This is a genomic window from Sorangium sp. So ce363, assembly GCF_051520435.1.
Lineage (GTDB): Bacteria > Myxococcota_A > Polyangia > Polyangiales > Polyangiaceae > Sorangium > Sorangium cellulosum_B.
Window position 1 is genome coordinate 10,804,846 of sequence record NZ_CP150333.1, and the last position, 16,503, is coordinate 10,821,348.

The window sequence follows — 16,503 nt, forward strand, 5'->3', positions numbered from 1 at the left end:
CGCGCCCTACACGTCGAGGTCCTTCCACCGCCTCGAGCGCCGGGAGAAGATCAGCATCCCCACGAGCGAAGCGACCCCGATCGCCGCGAACGAATACCAGATCTCGTAAGGCCGGTAGGTGTCCCAGAGCAGGCGCGTGGCCTCGGCGGCGTCGATGTGCAGCGTCTCCTGCAGCGTCCTGAAGGCCTGCTGGCGCGACACCCCGAGGAGCTCCGAGAGCGACGCCACATCGCCGTCCCAGGCCTTCCCCTTGGCGAGATCGGTCTTCTCGGCGAGGTAGCGCAGGGCCAGCGTGGCCTTCTCGCCCCGGGTCCCATAAAGGATCCCCGCCATCTGCGCGCCGATCGCGGGGCCGATCGCCGCCGGGATGTTGATGTAGCCGAGGTAGAGCGCCTTCTTTCCCTTCGGCGCGATGAGCGAGAAATACTCGCTCTTCTTCGGGCCGGTCAGCATCTCGCCGATGGAGAAGAGCAGGATGCCCAGGAAGAGGACGTAGAGCGACGTCGTGGTCCCTGAGACGAGGATGCCGAAAATGGCGACGAGGATGCCCAGCGTCATCGCCGAGAGCACCTTCATCCTCGCCACCAGGTACGAGAAGGGCACGAGGAGCAGGACGATGCTCACCGAATTCACGTTGAGCACGTTCTCCTGCTTGAGCTGGACCCCGCGAGGATCCTTGATATCGAGCCACGACGCCGGGAGCCAGGGGTTGTTCTGCACGAAGGAGGTGCTGCTGATCCAGTCCGTGTAGAAGTTCGGCATCAGGTCCCAGAGCTGGTACATCATCAGCCAGAACCCCGAGAGCAGCAGGATCACGGTGATGAGCCGCGCGTCCCAGATGTTCTTGATCGTGTCCTTGAAGACCTTCCACGCCCCGGAGGTCTTGTCAGCGCCGGAGTCGACCTCCTTGTACGTGAACAGCATCAGGAAGTTCAGGGAGATGATGGCGGCGCAGCCATAGAAGACCCACGACCAGCTCTTGCCGTGGAGGTAGCCGGCGAGCGGCGGGCCGATCGCCGCGCCCACGTTCACGAGCCAGTAGAAGAGGCCCCACCCGACCGACGAGTTCGACTTGTCCATCGACTGGGCCAGGGTGCCCTGGATCCCGGGCTTGAAGAGGGCCGTGCCCGTCGCGAGGATGACCACGCCGAGCAGAAAGCCGGTGAAGCTCCGCTGCGTCGCCATCAGCAGATAACCGATGATCTTCAGCCACACCGTGATGAAGATCGTGCGCTTGTAGCCGTACCGGTCGGCGTAACCGCCGGTGACCATCGGGAGCAGCGACTGGATGAGGGCCCAGACCATGTAAATGGTGCCCTTGTCCTGCTGGCTGAAGTGGAGCCCTCCAGGCTCGTCGGCCTGGGCGATGTAGATGGGCATGACGACGCGCACGCCGTAGTAAGCCAGCCGTTCCCACATTTCCATGGTGCAGCCCATCCAGAAGGAGCGCGGCAGGCTTTTCAGGGTCTGAGCAAAGGAAAGCTTCGGCGGCGCCTCGACGGCCGGCTCGCTCACGGCGGCGTTGGTCATTTCATGCTCCTCGTGCGCCCGGGCCCCGGGCAAGCCCTCGTACCACACCGAGAGCAGCGTACACACCTGGATCACAAGCGTGTCCCGCCGCGGTCCGTCAGGGGCAACTACGATTGAGCAGCTCCTTCGCAGCGAGCGAGCGGGCGCCGGTCTCACGCGCGTCGAAACAGCCGGTCTTCACCGCCGCGCTCTGCAGTCCGATTCACACTTCGACAGCGCGGATCATGGATCATCCTGAACAGCAGAGCCGGGAGCGAGCGGAGCTCGCTCCCTGTCGCCCACCGGGCGGGTGGTTCGCTCGTGATCCGTGAGGGGCGTTTCTTGTCAGGGCATGGCGTGACGCGCCCTGCGACCGCCACCTGCCGCGGCACCTGGCGACCGCGGTCCCGTCCGGCCAGCGCCCGCCTCCCCTGCCGCGCCGCGCAGCGGCGCCGGCCGAGCGGCGCTGCAGCTCGGCCGCCGGCGAGTCTTTGCCTGCGGCGCCGTCCTGGTGGTAGGGCAAACCCCGTGATGCACGCGCGGCGGAGCGGCGATCGATCCGGCGGGACCACGCTGGAGCAGGCGATCGCGCGTTTCCTGACCTACCTTACGGCCGAGCGGCGGGCCTCGCGCCACACCGTGGCTGCGTACCGGCGCGACCTCGAGCAGCTCGCGCGCTTCGCCCGCGAGAAGGCGGCCGCGAACGCCGATCACCGCCCTGCGCGAGCGCGCAGCAAGGCCTCGGCCCCCGGCAAGGCCTCGGCCCCCGGCAAGGCCTCGGCCCCCGGCAAGGCCTCGGCCACCGGCAAGGCCCCGGCCCCCGGCAAGGCCCCGGCCACCGGCGAGGCTCCCTCTCCGGACGAGGCCCCGGCCGTGGATGGCCTCGACGTGCTCCTCCTGCGCAGCTGGCTGGGCTCGCTCGCGCGCACCCACGCGCCCGCCTCGATCGCGCGCAAGGTGGGCGCCGCCCGCGCCCTGCTCCGCTACCTGGAGCGGCGCGGCGAGGTCGACAAGAACGCGGCGGCCCAGCTCGCCCTGCCCAAGGTCCGGCGCCCGCTGCCCACCTTCCTGGACGTCGACGCCGCCGCCGAGGTCATGGAGATCCCCGGCACCGAGACGGCCGAGGGGCTCCGCGACCGCGCCATGCTGGAGACCCTCTACGGCGCGGGCCTGCGCGTCTCCGAGCTCTGCGGGCTCGACCTCACCCACGTCGACCGGCGCCCGGCCGACAGGGCCGCGGTGCGCGTCGTCGGCAAGGGCGACAAGGAGCGGATCGTCCCGCTCGGCTCCCACGCCCTCGCCGCCATCGAGCGCTACCTCGAGCGGCGCGACGAGCTCGCCGACCCGACGACCGGCGCCCGCGACCCCCGCGCCCTCTTCCTGTCCCGCCGCGGCGCGCGCATCGGCGTGCGCCGCGTCCAGGCGCTGGTGCAGCGCTACGGCGCGCTCGGCGCCGGCCGGGCCGACCTGCACCCGCACGCGCTCCGGCACACCTGCGCGACCCACCTGCTCGACGGCGGCGCCGACCTCCGGGCCATCCAGAAGCTGCTCGGGCACGCCTCGCTCGCCACCACGCAGCGGTACACGCACGTCTCGATCGACCACCTGCTCAAGGTCTACGACGCCGCTCACCCCATGGCGCGGAAGCGGAGCCCCGCGTGAAGCGAGCCTCGAGCTCGCCGGGCCCCGCGGTCCCGACGCTGGCCCGCGCGTGGGCGGGGCGGCTCGCCAGGAGCGCGCTCGGCGCCAGCGTCTTCGGCGTCGTGGCCGCGTCGCTCGACGCCGGGTGGGCCACGGCGGGCGCCGGCGACGACGCCGCCTTCCAGCTCGCCACCTACCTCGCCGACATCGGGGTGTTCGCGCCCGTCGCGCTCGTCGTCGGCCTGCTCGCGGGCGCCTCCGCGATCGTGGTCGACCCGTCGAGCCCGCCGTCGCCGGCCACGCTCGTGGGCGCGCTGCGGGTGCGGGCGATCGGCCGGCCCGCCGACATCGCGGCGTTCGTGCCGCTCGCGGTGCTCGCGGCCTTCCTCTGGATGACCCTGTGCGCCCACCTCGCCCGCGCCCTGCTCGGCCTCGAGGCCGCGCCCCTCCTGGTCGGCACCGCCGTCGCCGCGGGCGCGCTCGGCCTCGGCCTCATCGCGGGCCTCGCCGTCCTCGCCCTCACGCCGCCGCTCAGGCGCGCGCTCGCCAAGGCCAGCGACGGCCGCCCCGCCTGCGTCGATCCGGCGGTCACGGGCGGCGTCGCGCTCGCGATCGCCGCGGCCCTGTTCGCGTTCGGGGTCGCCACGGGCGGCGTCTCGGGCGAGGGCGGCTTCCTCGGCATCTACGGCATCTTCAAGCGCCCCGAGCTCGACCTGCGCGCCCCGGCGCTCCTCCTGGTCGTCGCGCTCGCCGCCTCCCTCGCGCCGGTCGCGGTCCGGACGGCGCGCGCGCCCGTCGCGCTCCTCGCCGCGCTCCTGCCGCTCGCGCTCACCGCGCGCGCCGCCTCGGCGCTCAACGCGGAGCCCGCGGTGGCGCAGGCGATCGAGCGCGGCGCGCCCGTCGGAGGCAAGAGCCTCGCGGTCCTGCGCCGCCTCGCCGATCGCGACGGCGACCGCGCGGCCGCCCTCTTCGGCGGCGGGGACTGCGACGACCGCGACGCGCGCGTCCACCCGCTGGCCGAGGAGATCCTCGACAACGGCGTCGACGACGACTGCTCCGGCGGCGATCTGACGGCCGCGGCGCTCGCCGCGCTCGCCCCCGCCCCGAAGGCGGCCCCGCGCGCCGACTCGCGCGGGTCGCCCGCCGCGCGCCTGCCGGCGGACCTGAACGTCGTCCTCGTCACCGTCGACACGCTCCGCTGGGACCTCGGCTACGCGGGCAACCCCCGGCCCGTGTCGCCGAACCTCGACGGCCTCGCGGCCCGCTCCACGGTGTTCGAGCGCGCGTACTCGCTCGCGTCCTACACGGGCAAGAGCGTCGGCCCGATGCTCATCGGCAAGTACGGGAGCGAGACCCACAGGAACTGGGGGCATTTCAACAAGTTCAGCGAGGAGGACACGTTCGTCGCCGAGCGCCTGAAGCGCGCCGGGGTGCGCACGATGAGCGTGCACGGGCACCGCTACTTCGGCAGCTTCGGCGGGCTCGACCGCGGCTTCGACGTGGTGGACATGTCCGCGGCGCCGCCGGAGGGCGCGCCCTGGGACGTCGACAACAAGGCGACGAGCGCCGCGCTGACCGACGCCGCGCTGCGGCTGCTCGGGTCGACCGACAACACGGGCGGGCGCTTCTTCCTGTGGGTCCACTACCTCGACCCGCACGCCGACTACCTCCGGCACGACGACGCGGCGGGCTTCGGCGCGGCCTCGCAGCGGGATCTCTACGACGGCGAGGTGGCCTTCACGGACCGGCACATCGGCCGGCTGCTCGACGCGATCGCGGCGGCGCCCTTCGGCGGGCGCACCGCGATCGTCGTGACGAGCGATCACGGCGAGGCGTTCGGCGAGCACAAGATGTTCCGCCACGGCTTCGAGCTCTGGGAGGAGCTCGTGCGGGTGCCGCTGGTCGTCCACGTGCCGGGCGCGGCGCCGTCCCGGGTCTCGGCGCGGCGCAGCCTGATCGATATCGCGCCGACGCTGCTCGATCTGATGCGGGTGCCCGGGCCTGCCGAGGGCGCGGCCGCGAGCGACTTCCTGTCGGGCGCGTCGCTCTTGCCCGACGTGTTCCTCGCCCCGGGCGAGCAGGCCCAGGCGCGCGATGTGCTGATCGACATGCCGGCAGGGCCGTACAACGACGCGCGGCGGTCGTTCCTCCGCGGCGACATGAAGCTGACGATCTCGGGCGGCGCCCGGTTCGAGCTCTACGACCTGGCGAGCGACCCGGAAGAGCGGAAGAACCTCTGGGGCACGCCGGCGGCGAAGGAGATCGAGCCGTACTACGCGGCGGCGCGGGCGCGCCTCCGCGAGGTCCACGTGACCGGCGCGCGGAAGTAACCGCCGTCCGGATGTCACCGGCTCGCGGAACGTCTCGTGACGTCGCGGGTGCAGCTCGCTCACTCCGCGGAGGGCGGGTTCCTCGCGCACCGGACCCCCATCCCGGAGTCATAGCGACCCGGGATACGGTAAACGCCGCTGCTCGTCGCGCGCAGAGACGCCTCGTCGTCGAGGGCGCTCCCGCCGCGGACGACCACGTAGTTGCCCATCGACGACGGCTCCAGACGAGCACAGTCGACGCACGGGACCTGGAGCGGGTCCGAGGAATCCCGAACGAACTCGCTCACGCCTCCGGCGAGATCCTGGTGGCCCCATCGCCCTGCTCCCATCGGCTTCGACCCGACAGGGGAGAAGTCGCTCAGCGAGCACCCCGACGCGGAGTCCGCATCCCCGAGGCAACCGTAGCTCGCGCGGCTCAGGTCGATCCCCTGGCCCCACGGGTATTCCCGATGCTCGTCCCCGCCGGCTGCGGCGTAGATCAGCTCCGCGTCCGTCGGGAGGCGCCCTCCGTCCCACACGCAGAACGCGAAGGCCTCGGGCCACGTGATGCAGTTCATGGGCAGGTTCTCGTTCGGCCCGGCGTCATCGGTCCAGGTCGAGCGCGGCGGGTCGCAGTGCAGGGCAGCCTTGAGCGCCGCCGTGTCCTCCTCGAGCCAGCCTTTCCAGGCAGCAGACCAGCCGCTCCCCGGGATCTTCGAGTGCTCCCCTGCGCCGGCCTCGGGTGCGCTCGCCCGCGTGCCTCCTCCGGCGTCAACGAACGCGCGAAACCGCCCCACCGTCACCTCGAACGTATCCAGGAGAAAGCCGCTCACCGTCGCGGGATAGGCATCGTCGCCTGCGCGCACACCGTCGAAGTTCCGGTTGAACGTGCCTCCCGGAACCAGCTTGCTGTCACAGCAGCTGATCTCCTCGGGTCCGCACAGCAGCTCCGTCCCCAGCTCCCGTGAGCCGCAGCTCCGAGGCGCAGCCGGCGCCCCGGCGCCCGCGCCGCCTGCCCCGCCGCCGCCCGTCGCATCCCCGCCTGCGCCGCCGCCGCCCGCCTCGCCCCCGCCAGGCTGGCCGCCGCCTCCGCCTCCGCCCTCGCCGGGGGCGTCCTGTTCGGGATCGGCCCCGCGGAATTCCACGCAACCACCGGCGAGGACGACCGCCGCGATGATCCAGATCCACGTGCCTCGACCATGGCTCTTGCGCTTCGCCATCGCCTGCCTCCGCTCCGTTCCCCGCGCCTTGATGGCGGCCCTTCCGGTGGAGCCCGCGCGAGAATGGTAGGGTCTTCTGGGAGAAGAAGCGGCGTCAAGCCACGCTCAGGAAAAGCAGGTTATCGTCACCGGTACCGGCTTATCGTCACCGGCGCCGGCCGAGCGTCCGCCGGCTCATGGCGATTGTTGGCGACGAGCAACCACGGCGGCCGGCGCGCGGAAGTGACCTGACACGGCGGACCTGCCGGCGCTCCGGGGCGGACGGATCAAACTGGGCGATCGCGCGACCAATACTTGCAATCACACAATTAATGCGCTATAACAAATATTGTGATGACGCAAAATGTTCTGGGGTCGCCCATCGAGCGGTTCACGCGGATGATGTTCTCGCGCATCATCGCGGGGCTCGCGCGCACGCTGCACGAGGAGGACTTCAGCGTGGCGCAGCTAGCCGCGCTGCACCTCGTCGATCACGGCGGCCCGATGCGCGTCACCGTCCTCGCCACGTCGCTCGGGCTCTCGGCCTCGGCTGGGAGCCGGCTCGCGGAGGGCCTCGTGCAGCGGGGGCTCCTCGCGCGGCAGGAGGATCCCGAGGACCGCCGCGCGAAGACGCTCGCGCTCACGCCCCTCGGCCGTCGGTTCGTCGATCGGGCGAGCGTGGAGCGGGTGCGGGTGATCATGGAAACGGCCGAGTCGCTGCCCAGGAAGATCTCGGCGGCGATCCTGTCGGCGGTCGACGCGTACCAGCGCGGCTGAGCCCTTCGATGGAACGTCTGGCGTGAAACCCCTTGTGTGAAGAGGAGGTCGATATGGATATCGTGGTTTTCAGCTGTGATGAGCTCCCGGCGGCGCTCGGCGCGCTCCGCGATGTGGCCCTGGCCGACGGCGCGCTCGCGCGCTTCGACCCGGAGCAGCGCGCCGTCCTGGAGGAGCTCGCGGCGCTGCACGGGGCCCGCGCCGACGTCGGCGGGCTGCCGCGCGTCGCGCCCGAGGGGGTGGCCCGCGCGATCCCGGATCCGCACCGGCGCAAGCGGCTGGTGCAGCTCGCGCTCGTGACCGCGATGGCGGACGGCGAGGTGACGGCGGCCGAGGTGGACGCGGTCGAGGCGCTCGCCCGGGCGCTCGGCGTGCGCGAGCAGGGCGTGGGCGTGCTCCGCCTCGTGGCGCGCGGTCACAGGGGGCTCGCCAAGGCCGCCGTGCGGCGCCGGCTCGTCGGCGCGTTCGCCGGCGAGGTCCTGAGGAAAGAGGGCCTGGCCGGCGTGCGCAGGCTCCTCGGGCCCTTCTTCCGCGCGGGCGCCGAGGATCGCTCGCGGGCCTTCCGCTACAAGCAGCTCGGGCTCCTGCCCGAGGGCACGTTCGGCCGGGTGTTCTGGGAGCACTGCACCGCGCGCGGCTTCCTGTTTCCCGGCGAGAGCCGGGACGCGATCCCGGAGCGCATGGTGTTCCACGATCTCGGCCATGTGCTCGCGGAGTACGACACCGAGCCCGCGGGCGAGATCCAGGCCGGCTCCTTCCAGGCGGGGTTCATCCGGCGCGACGGGTTCGCCTTCCTGCTCTTCGTGATGCTGCAGTTCCACCTCGGGATCCAGATCACGCCCGTCGCCGCGCCGCAGGTCGGGCTCTTCGAGGCGCGCAAGGTGCTGCGCGCGGTGGCGCGCGGCGCGGCCTGCAAGGTCGATCTGAGCGATCGCTGGGACTTCTGGGACGTCGTCCACCTGCCGCTCGGCGAGGTGCGCGAGCGCTTCGGGATACCGCCGCTCGCCGCGATGGCGGCGCGGCAAGAGGCCGCCTGAGCGGCGCGCCGTGGGCGCCGCCTCGCTGGCGAGGCGCCCACGGCGCGTTCACCGCCCAGGCACGGTTGGCTCGATGCCCCAGCTGCGGTAACCACGTCATCGATGAGCCGGGCAGCGAGACTCGAGGCAGTCGCCCTGCCGCCGCTCCTCGACCGCGTCGACCTCCACCGCATCGAGGCCGCGCGGGCGCTCGATCCCCGCACGCGGTCCGAGCTGGGTCAGTTCCTCACGCCGCCGCCGGTGGCGTCGTTCATGGCGTCGCTGTTCGAGCGGTCCTGCGAGGAAATCCGCGTGCTGGACGCCGGCGCCGGTGTGGGCAGCCTCCTCGCCGCGTTCACGGCCAGCGCATGTGCCCGCCGGATACGCCCGAGCGCGATCCGCGCGACTGGCTTCGAGATCGACCCGCGGCTCGCAGCGTACCTGCGTCGGACGGCGCGCGCGTGTCGCGACGAGTGCGCTGGCGCCGGGATCGACTTCACTGCCCGCATCATCGAGGCCGATTTCATCCGGTCAGCCGTCGAGCGGCTCGACGGCGGCCGGCCTCGCCCGAGCATGCCACGCTCGTTCACGCACGCGATCCTGAATCCACCCTACAGGAAGCTCAACTCGGGCACCGAGGCCAGGGCGGCGCTGCGGCGCGTGGGCCTCGAGACCAGCAACCTGTACACGGCGTTTCTTGGTCTCGCGCTCCTTCTTCTGGAGCCGGGCGGGGAGCTCGTCGCGATCACCCCCCGGAGCTTCTGCAATGGTCCTTACTTTCGACCGTTCCGGGAGCTGTTCTTCCGAGAGATGTCGCTGCGAAGGGTGCACGTCTTCGAATCGCGCGAAGCTGCGTTCGCGGAGGACGAGGTCCTTCAAGAGAACGTCATTCTTCACGCCGTCAGGGGCGGCCGGTGCGATCCTGTCACCATCTCATCGTCGCGCGGTCCCGAGGGCGAGCTGCTGTCCGTCCGCTCCGTGCCGTTCGAACACGTCGTCCGGCCCGGAGATCCCGAGCTGTTCGTCCACGTGGTGCCGGACGAAGCCGGGGAGAAAGTCGCTGCCACATTCGCGCGCATGCCATCCCGCTTGACGGACTTGAATGTGGGCGTCTCGACGGGAAAGGTCGTCGACTTCCGAGCGCGCGAGTTCTTGCGGCAGGAGCCCGACAAGAGCACCGGTCCGCTGATCTACCCGACGCACCTCGCGTCGGGCGTCGTTCGCTGGCCCAAACGCGGCAAGAAGCCGAACGCCCTCGTGGACGCCCCGGGGACCGCCGATCTCTGGATGCCCAGCGGGAACTACGTGCTCGTCAAGCGCTTCTCGCCGAAGGAGGAGCGGCGGCGGGTCGTCGCCGCTCTCTTCACGCCCGAGAGCGCTCCGGGAGCCCGGATCGGGTTCGAGAACCACCTCAACGTGCTCCACCGAAGCGGCAAGGGGCTGCCGGCCGTGATGGCGCGCGGCCTGGCGGCCTTCTTGAATTCGACGCTCGTGGATACGCACGTTCGACAGTTCAACGGGCACACCCAGGTGAACGCGACCGACTTGAGGAACCTCAGGTACCCGACGGTCGAGCAGATCGAACGGCTCGGGCGGCGGGTACTTGATCCCTGCCTTCCACAGGATGAACTTGATCACCTTGTCGAGGATGTACTCGACCTATCCTCATAGAGGCGGTCACGCGGGCCCGTGAACCCAAAGAGAACAGGGGCTCCTCCGCAGGATCTGTGGGCGCTCGGGCCGAGCAAGGGCAGAACGACTTGCGGGCATCCGCGGGGCGCCCTGCCGCATCGCACGGCTGGGCGAGGCGTTGAGGGCATCCGTGGGACGCGTCGCCTGCTCCCGGACCGTGGTCGCACAGGGGCCTGCGCCTCGAACACTCTGTTGTAAGCGGCCGCCGCCTTTTTGCGCCTTGGCGACTTGCTTGGTCCGATCGAGAAATCCGTGCCCGTCCGCCCGTCTACAGCAAGTACGGCTGTAGTACTAAGCCGGCGCGGCGCCGCGCTCCTCCGCCTCCGGCGGGTTCACCGGGAGCTCCACGACGAACGTGGTGCCCGCGCCCGGCTTGCTCTCCACCCGGATGGAGCCGCCGTGCGACACCACGATCGAGCGTGCGATGTAGAGCCCGAGCCCGAGGCCGCCGAAGTTGCGCACCGACACCGCGCGCTCGAAGCGCTCGAAGATCCTGCCCTGATCGGCCTCCGCGATCCCGATCCCCTCATCCCGGACCACGAGCAGCGCGCGATCGGCCTGCCGCCGCGCGCCGACGAAGATAGGCCTGCCTGCGCCGTACTTCATCGCGTTCGACAGGAGGTTGAGGACGACCTGCTCCAGGCGATCCGGATCCCAGTGCCCGACCACGGGCCCTTCCAGATCGAGCTGCGTCCGGCAGTGGGACGCCGCGAGCTGCGGCCGCATCCGCTCGACGACCTCGCCCGCCAGCGCCGCCAGATCGACCTGCGCGCGCGCGAGCGTCAGCCGCCCGGCGTTCAGCCGCGTGACGTCGAGCAGCTCGTCGACCAGGCGCCCGAGCCGCGACGTCTGGCGGCCGAGGATCTGGAGCATCGCCTCGATCCGCTCCGCGGGGAGCTCCGCGAGCGAGCGGCGGCGCAGCAGGCGCTCGACCGCCTGCACCTGCATCTGCAGCGACGTCAGCGGGGTTTTGAGCTCGTGAGACGCGACGAGGAGGAACTCGTCCCGCCGCTGGATCGCCTCCTGGGCCTCGGTATACAGTCGGGCGTTGTCGAGCACGAGCGCCGCGCGGCACCCCAGCTCCTCGGCCAGCCGCAGCTCGGCGGGGCCATAACGGCGCTCGGGCGCGGTCGCCAGCAGGGTCATGACGCCGAGGTACCGGTCGCGCGCGGCCAGCGGAACCCGCAGGAACGCATGAACGCCGAGCCGCTCCCAGAGAGGCCTGACCCGCGGGTCGAGCGAACCCACCTGCTGGAGCAGCGGCGTGACGCGGCCCTCTTCGCCCTCGGAGCCGGCCGGCGACGCCTCCGCCAGAACGCGCAGCGCGTCCTTCAGCGCGTCGAGCTGCTCGCTGGGCACCTCTGCCGCGACCGTCCAGCCCGGCGTCCTGCCCTCGCAGAGCACCTCGATGACGCACTGGTCCGAGAGCTCCGGCACCGGGAGTTGCGCCACGCTCTCGAACGTCGCGCCGTAACCCAGCGTCACCAGCTTGCAGCTCGCCTCGGCCAGGAAGCGCACGGCCTGCTCGGTCCGCTTGCGCTCGGTGATGTCGGTGGAGATGCCGCCGAGCGCGCGGGGCGCGGGCCCCTCGCCGAGCGGGAATTTGACCGACAGGAACGTGTGCGGCCCGTCCTCCAGCGGCACCGTCTCCTCCCACTCCATCGGCGCGCCCGCCTCGAGCACCTTCCGGTCGTGGTCTTGGATGGCCTCGGCCATCGGAGCAGGGAAGAAAGCGGCGACAGTCCTTCCGAGGATCTTCTCGCTCGGCACGCCCAGGAGGTTGCCCACGTGCCGGTTGGCGAGCAGATGTCGGCCGTCGCGATCCTTGACGTAGATGGCCGCCGCCGAGTTGTCGACGACGGTCTGGAGCATCTCCTGGTTGGCCTTGAGCGCCTGTTCCGCTCGCCGCCGCTCGGCGTTCTCCTGCTCCAGCTCGGCGTAGAGCAGGGCGTTCTCCAGCGAGATGGCCGACTGCGAGGCGAGCAGCTCGATGACGCTGAGCCGGCCGGGGGTGAAGGCGCCGGTGACGAGGTTGTTCTCCAGGTAGAGCAGGCCGATGAGCCGGGCCTCGCGCATGATCGGCAGGCACAGCACCGATTTCGGGCGCTTGCGCCGGAAATACTCGTCCTCCAGGAAGGGGTGCCGGGCGGCGGCGTCGTCGAGCAGCACGCGCTCGTGGCTCCGGCGAACGTAGTTGAGGACGGACTGCGGCAGCGCGGCCGACTGCGCCTCGCCCGCATCGAGCAGCCGCACCGCGCCCCCTGGCGTCTCGATCGCCGCGGCCCACAGGCGATCTTCCCGGACCAGCACGACGCATCCCTCCTCGGCGCCCGCGTGCTCGACCACGACGCGAAGCAGCATCTCGAGCAGCCGCGGGAGCTTGAGCTCGCCGGAGATGCTCTGCGAGGCCTTGACCACCGGCAGGACGTCGAACTGCTCGGCCCGTACGGCGAAGGTGACGGTGGGGGCCATCGGCTTGCGCGGGGCGAGGTGGGAATAGCGCTGGTCGAGCTGCTCCACCTTGGCGTGGGCGCCCCACGTGAAGTAGCCGGCGCGTGCCTTCTGCAGGTGGGCGCCTTCGGACGTGGAGAGGCCGCGCGCGCGGTAGAACGCCGCGGCGAGCTCGCAGGCAATGGCCTCGTGCTGGACGAAGCCGCCCTCGCGCGCCGCCGCGATGGCTTGCTCGTAGAGCCCGATGGCCTCCAGGTCCTGCCCGCGGAGCCGGGCGATCTCGGCGCGGACCAGGGCGTGCTTGTGGAGGAAGTTGTCGGGGCCGTTCCTGGCCCACTCGCCGAGCTGCCGCTCGCACTCGAGCAGCCGCTCGGGGAGCTCCCGCTGCGGGGAGGGCCCCGCCTCGTGCGCCTCGTCGCAGAGGGCCGCGAGCGCGAGCGCGAGATAATAGAGGTTCTCGGCGCTGAGGGCGTGCGGCTCGCTCTTAAAGGAGTGCTCGGTGATCGCGCGGGTCGCCGCCGCGAACGCGTCTCGGGGAGAGCCGAGCACGCAGAGCGCCTGGGCCTTCAAGCCGTAATAGAAAGCGTGAACGCGCTGCAGATCCCCCTCCTCCAGCTGCGCCTCGAAGGCCGGCGGATCCAGCTCGGATCCATCCAGCATCGAGAAGCGGACCGGCCTCCCGCGCAGCGTCTGGATCATGGCGTGGCCGCCGAGGAGGACACCGTGCGCGAACGCGTAACCGGCGCTGCGCATGAAGCCGAGGCGCTCTTCGACCTCGTGAAGCACGTCCTCCAGCGGCTCGCCAGAGAGCAGCGGGAACAGCGCGTCCCACATGCAGTTGAAGCATGCTCTGTTCAGATCCCCGGACTCGACGCCGGCGCTGAAGCCGGCGCGCGTGTACCAAGACGCCTCTCTGTAGTGGCGTGTCCAGAAGACGACGGTCTGTCCGAGGTAGCTGAACACCGCCGATTTCGTGGTGAGGAGCCCGCTCCTGTCCGCCAGGTCGCAGCCGAGCTTGCCGAACAGATACCCCTCCTTGTAGCGCCCGAACCTCGGGCCGATCAGCCTCGCGAAGGCGGCGTACGCGAGCGCGGAGGGCTCGGCGTTGCCGTGGCGCAGGCTGAGCTGGACCATGCGCAGGACGATGAGATAGAGCAGGTCCGCGTCCACGAAGAACGCAGGAGCGTCCATAGCCTGCAGCACGCCCATCGTGAGCTTGATCTCCGGGTCCGTCATGGGGGGCAGATGGATCAGGTCCTCGATGGCCCGATCGCCCAGGGCCTGCCAGACCCTCTCGGTCTCCTCGTCAATCTGTGCGCCTGAGGGATGCAGCGGCAGATCGATGTCGCAGGCGCGGAGCCACGCGAGCCCGATCTCCACCGCGCGCTTGCCTTGCCCGCGGGTCAGGTAGAAGGCGACGGCGAGCTCGACGACGGCGGCCGTCTCGCGCCGGGTCCTCGCGCGCTCCATGAGCTCTTCCAGGAGCCGCTCGGCCTCGTCGAAGCCGCCGGTGATGTACGCGACGTGCGCGCGCTCGAAGGTCAGGGCGTAGGTCAGCTCGTGCCGCGCCTCCCAGCTGTCCGACGCGAGCAGGGCGAGGCCCGCGGCGAAGAGCGCGGCGGCGGTCTGGAAGGCCGCGGCGGCCTTGGCCTTCCTGCCGGCGCGCAGGTTCAGCGCCGCGACCTCGTCCCGCTCCGCCCGGGAACGCAGGAGCGCGGCGCCGCGGTTGAGGTGGCCGACGACGTCGAAGAGCGCCTCGTCGCGCTCGTCCGCGCGCTGCGCCCTGAGGAGCAGCCGCCCGATCCCGAGGTGCATCTCGGCGAGCTGTCCCGCCGGGATGAGCGAGTAAGCGGCTTGCTGTACCCGGTCATGGAGGAATCGATAGGCGCCGCTCTGGCGGAGGAGCAGCCCCTCCCGCACGGCCTCCTCGAGCGCGTCGCGGAGCTCCGCCGCCGGACGGCCCGCGACCACCGCGAGGGTGTCGAGGTCCAGGCTGCTGCCGAGGCACGCAGCGAGCTTGAGCGCGTCCCGCGCCGGGACCGAGAGCCGCTTGAGCTTGCCCGCCATCAGCTCGCCGACGTTGTCGGTGAACCCCTTGTCGCGGATCGCGGCGATGTCCCACCGCCACCTGGCCTCCTCCGCGTCGAAGGCGATGAGCCCCTCCTGGTGCAGCGCGATCAGGAACTGCAGCACGAAGAACGGGTTTCCGCCGGTCTTCTCGTAGACCAGCTGCGAGAGCGGCTCGACCTGCTCCGCGGGCGTGTGCGGCGCGTGGACCGTCTCGGCGACGAGCGCCCCGACGTGGGCGGCCGAGAGCGGCTCGAGGACGAGCTCGGAGACGGCGGCGCCGCGCTTGCGCGCCTCGGCCAGCGTGAGCCGCAGCGGGTGCGCGGGGCCAACCTCGTTGTCGCGGTACGCGCCGATCAGCAAGAGATGCTCGGACCCGGCGTAGGTGGCGAGCTGCTCGAGCAAGAGGAGGCTTCCCGCGTCGGCCCACTGCAGATCGTCGAGGAAGAGCGCCACGGGGTGCTCCTTCCGGGCGCACGCCGCCACGAAGCGCTGGAGCGTCGCGAGCAGCCGGCTCTGGGCCTCGGTGGGCGGAAGCTCGGGCACGGGCGGCTGGGGGCCGAGGAGCAGCCCGATCTCGGGGAGCACGTCGGCGAGCAGCCTGCCGTTCGGGCCGAGGGCCTCCCGGAAACGCTGTCTCCAGCGCTCGACCTGCTCCTCGCTCGCGCCGAGGATCTCCTGCACCAGCGTCCGGAACGCCTGATGGAAAGCGCTGTAGGGGACGTCCCTCGCGGTTTGATCGAACTTGCCGGAGAGGAAGAACCCCCGCTCCCTCACGATCGGCCGGTGCAGCTCGGCGACGAGCGACGACTTGCCGATGCCCGCGTAGCCCGACACGAGCACCAGCTCTGGCCGGCCCTGCGCCACAACCCGCTCGAACACGGCGAGCAGCGCCCCGACCTCGCGCTCGCGCCCGTACAGCCGCTGCGGGACCCGGAATCGGTCGGAGAGGTCGCGCTGGCCGAGCGGAAAGAGCTGAATGGCGCCGGTCGCCCCGAGCTGCGCGGAGCACTGGTCGAGGTCGTGCCGCAGGCCGAGCGCGCTCTGGTAACGTTCCTCGGCGGCCTTGGCGAGCAGCTTGAGCACGATCGCGGACAGGGCCGGGGGAATCGACGGGACGAGCGCGTGCGCCGGCGGCGGCTTCTGGGCGATGTGACAATGGACCCACTCGACAGGATCGCTCGCCCGGAACGGCAAGGTGCCCGTCAGCATCTCGTGGAAGGTGACACCGAGGGAGTACAGATCGGTCCGCTCGTCGATCCAGCGGTTCATCCGGCCCGTCTGCTCGGGCGCCATGTACGCCAGCGTCCCCTCGATGAGTCCGACGTGCTCGAGGTGCTGGAGCTCGCGGGGTATCCGGGACGCAATCCCGAGATCGGTGATCTTCACCTCGCCGGTGGCGGGGTTGAGGAGCACGTTCTGAGGCTTGATGTCCTTGTGGACGACGCCGTGTCGATGCAGCCCGGCGAGCGCCTCGACCAAGCGGACGGCGACGGGAAAGAAGCGCTCGAGCGGCATCGGCCCGTCCTGGAGCCGATCGAGCGACACGCCGCCGAAATCCTCCAGGACCAGCGCCGGCTGATCGCCGAGCGTCTCGAGCGCATAGGGCTTGATGATGGCCGTGGTCTCGAGCGCCCGGGCGATCTCGTACTCGTGATGCAGCCGCTCGAGGGCGCGAGGGCTCGCGTGATCGCGCCGGAGGACCTTGAGCACCACGGGAAGGCCGTCGTCTTCGCGCACACCCCGGTAAAGAAGGGTGTCAGAGCCCTCGCAGAGGACCTCGATGATGGCGTAACGGGACGACGCCCCGTGATCGGACCAGACGGGATTGGTGCCCACAGG

8 protein-coding genes are annotated in these 16,503 nt (G+C 71.2%); 5 read left to right on the top strand and 3 right to left on the bottom strand.

The window, feature by feature from the left end:
* Window positions 1-6 precede the first annotated feature (6 nt).
* Window positions 7-1,605, bottom strand: coding sequence for an MFS transporter (locus tag WMF12_RS40660; RefSeq protein ID WP_437853918.1), 1,599 nt, complete (start codon window positions 1,603-1,605; stop codon window positions 7-9).
* 435 nt (window positions 1,606-2,040) lie between these two features.
* Between WMF12_RS40660 and WMF12_RS40665 the strand changes: the two genes are divergently transcribed.
* Both WMF12_RS40665 and WMF12_RS40670 read left to right on the top strand, forming a co-directional pair.
* Entirely contained in the window at window positions 2,041-3,171 is a 1,131-nt protein-coding gene (locus tag WMF12_RS40665; protein ID WP_437873944.1) for a tyrosine-type recombinase/integrase, read from the top strand.
* On the top strand, window positions 3,168-5,480 hold the full coding sequence (locus WMF12_RS40670) for a sulfatase-like hydrolase/transferase (protein ID WP_437853920.1): 2,313 nt from the start codon (window positions 3,168-3,170) through the stop codon (window positions 5,478-5,480). The genes WMF12_RS40665 and WMF12_RS40670 overlap by 4 nt, the downstream gene beginning before the upstream one ends.
* A gap of 59 nt (window positions 5,481-5,539) precedes the next feature.
* On the opposite strand, the gene WMF12_RS40675 is transcribed toward WMF12_RS40670, so the two are convergent.
* A complete protein-coding gene (locus tag WMF12_RS40675) occupies window positions 5,540-6,679 on the bottom strand; it encodes a formylglycine-generating enzyme family protein (protein WP_437853922.1) in 1,140 nt (379 codons plus the stop codon).
* Window positions 6,680-7,012: 333 nt separating this feature from the next.
* Here WMF12_RS40675 and WMF12_RS40680 point away from each other — a divergent pair, with 333 nt between their 5' ends.
* From WMF12_RS40680 to WMF12_RS40690, 3 genes are all read left to right on the top strand, one after another.
* A complete protein-coding gene (locus WMF12_RS40680; RefSeq protein WP_437853925.1) occupies window positions 7,013-7,435 on the top strand; it encodes a MarR family winged helix-turn-helix transcriptional regulator in 423 nt (140 codons plus the stop codon).
* A gap of 53 nt (window positions 7,436-7,488) precedes the next feature.
* Window positions 7,489-8,472, top strand: coding sequence for a hypothetical protein (locus WMF12_RS40685; protein WP_437853926.1), 984 nt, complete (start codon window positions 7,489-7,491; stop codon window positions 8,470-8,472).
* Window positions 8,473-8,574: 102 nt separating this feature from the next.
* Window positions 8,575-10,122, top strand: a complete 1,548-nt coding sequence (locus WMF12_RS40690) for an Eco57I restriction-modification methylase domain-containing protein (protein ID WP_437853928.1) — start codon at window positions 8,575-8,577, stop codon at window positions 10,120-10,122.
* Between the two features lie 312 nt (window positions 10,123-10,434).
* Here WMF12_RS40690 and WMF12_RS40695 read toward each other — a convergent pair whose 3' ends face one another.
* Window positions 10,435-16,500 carry an AAA family ATPase gene (locus WMF12_RS40695; RefSeq protein ID WP_437853931.1) on the bottom strand — a complete coding sequence of 2,022 codons (6,066 nt, stop codon included), beginning with the start codon at window positions 16,498-16,500 and terminating at the stop codon, window positions 10,435-10,437.
* Between the last annotated feature and the right edge of the window lie 3 nt (window positions 16,501-16,503).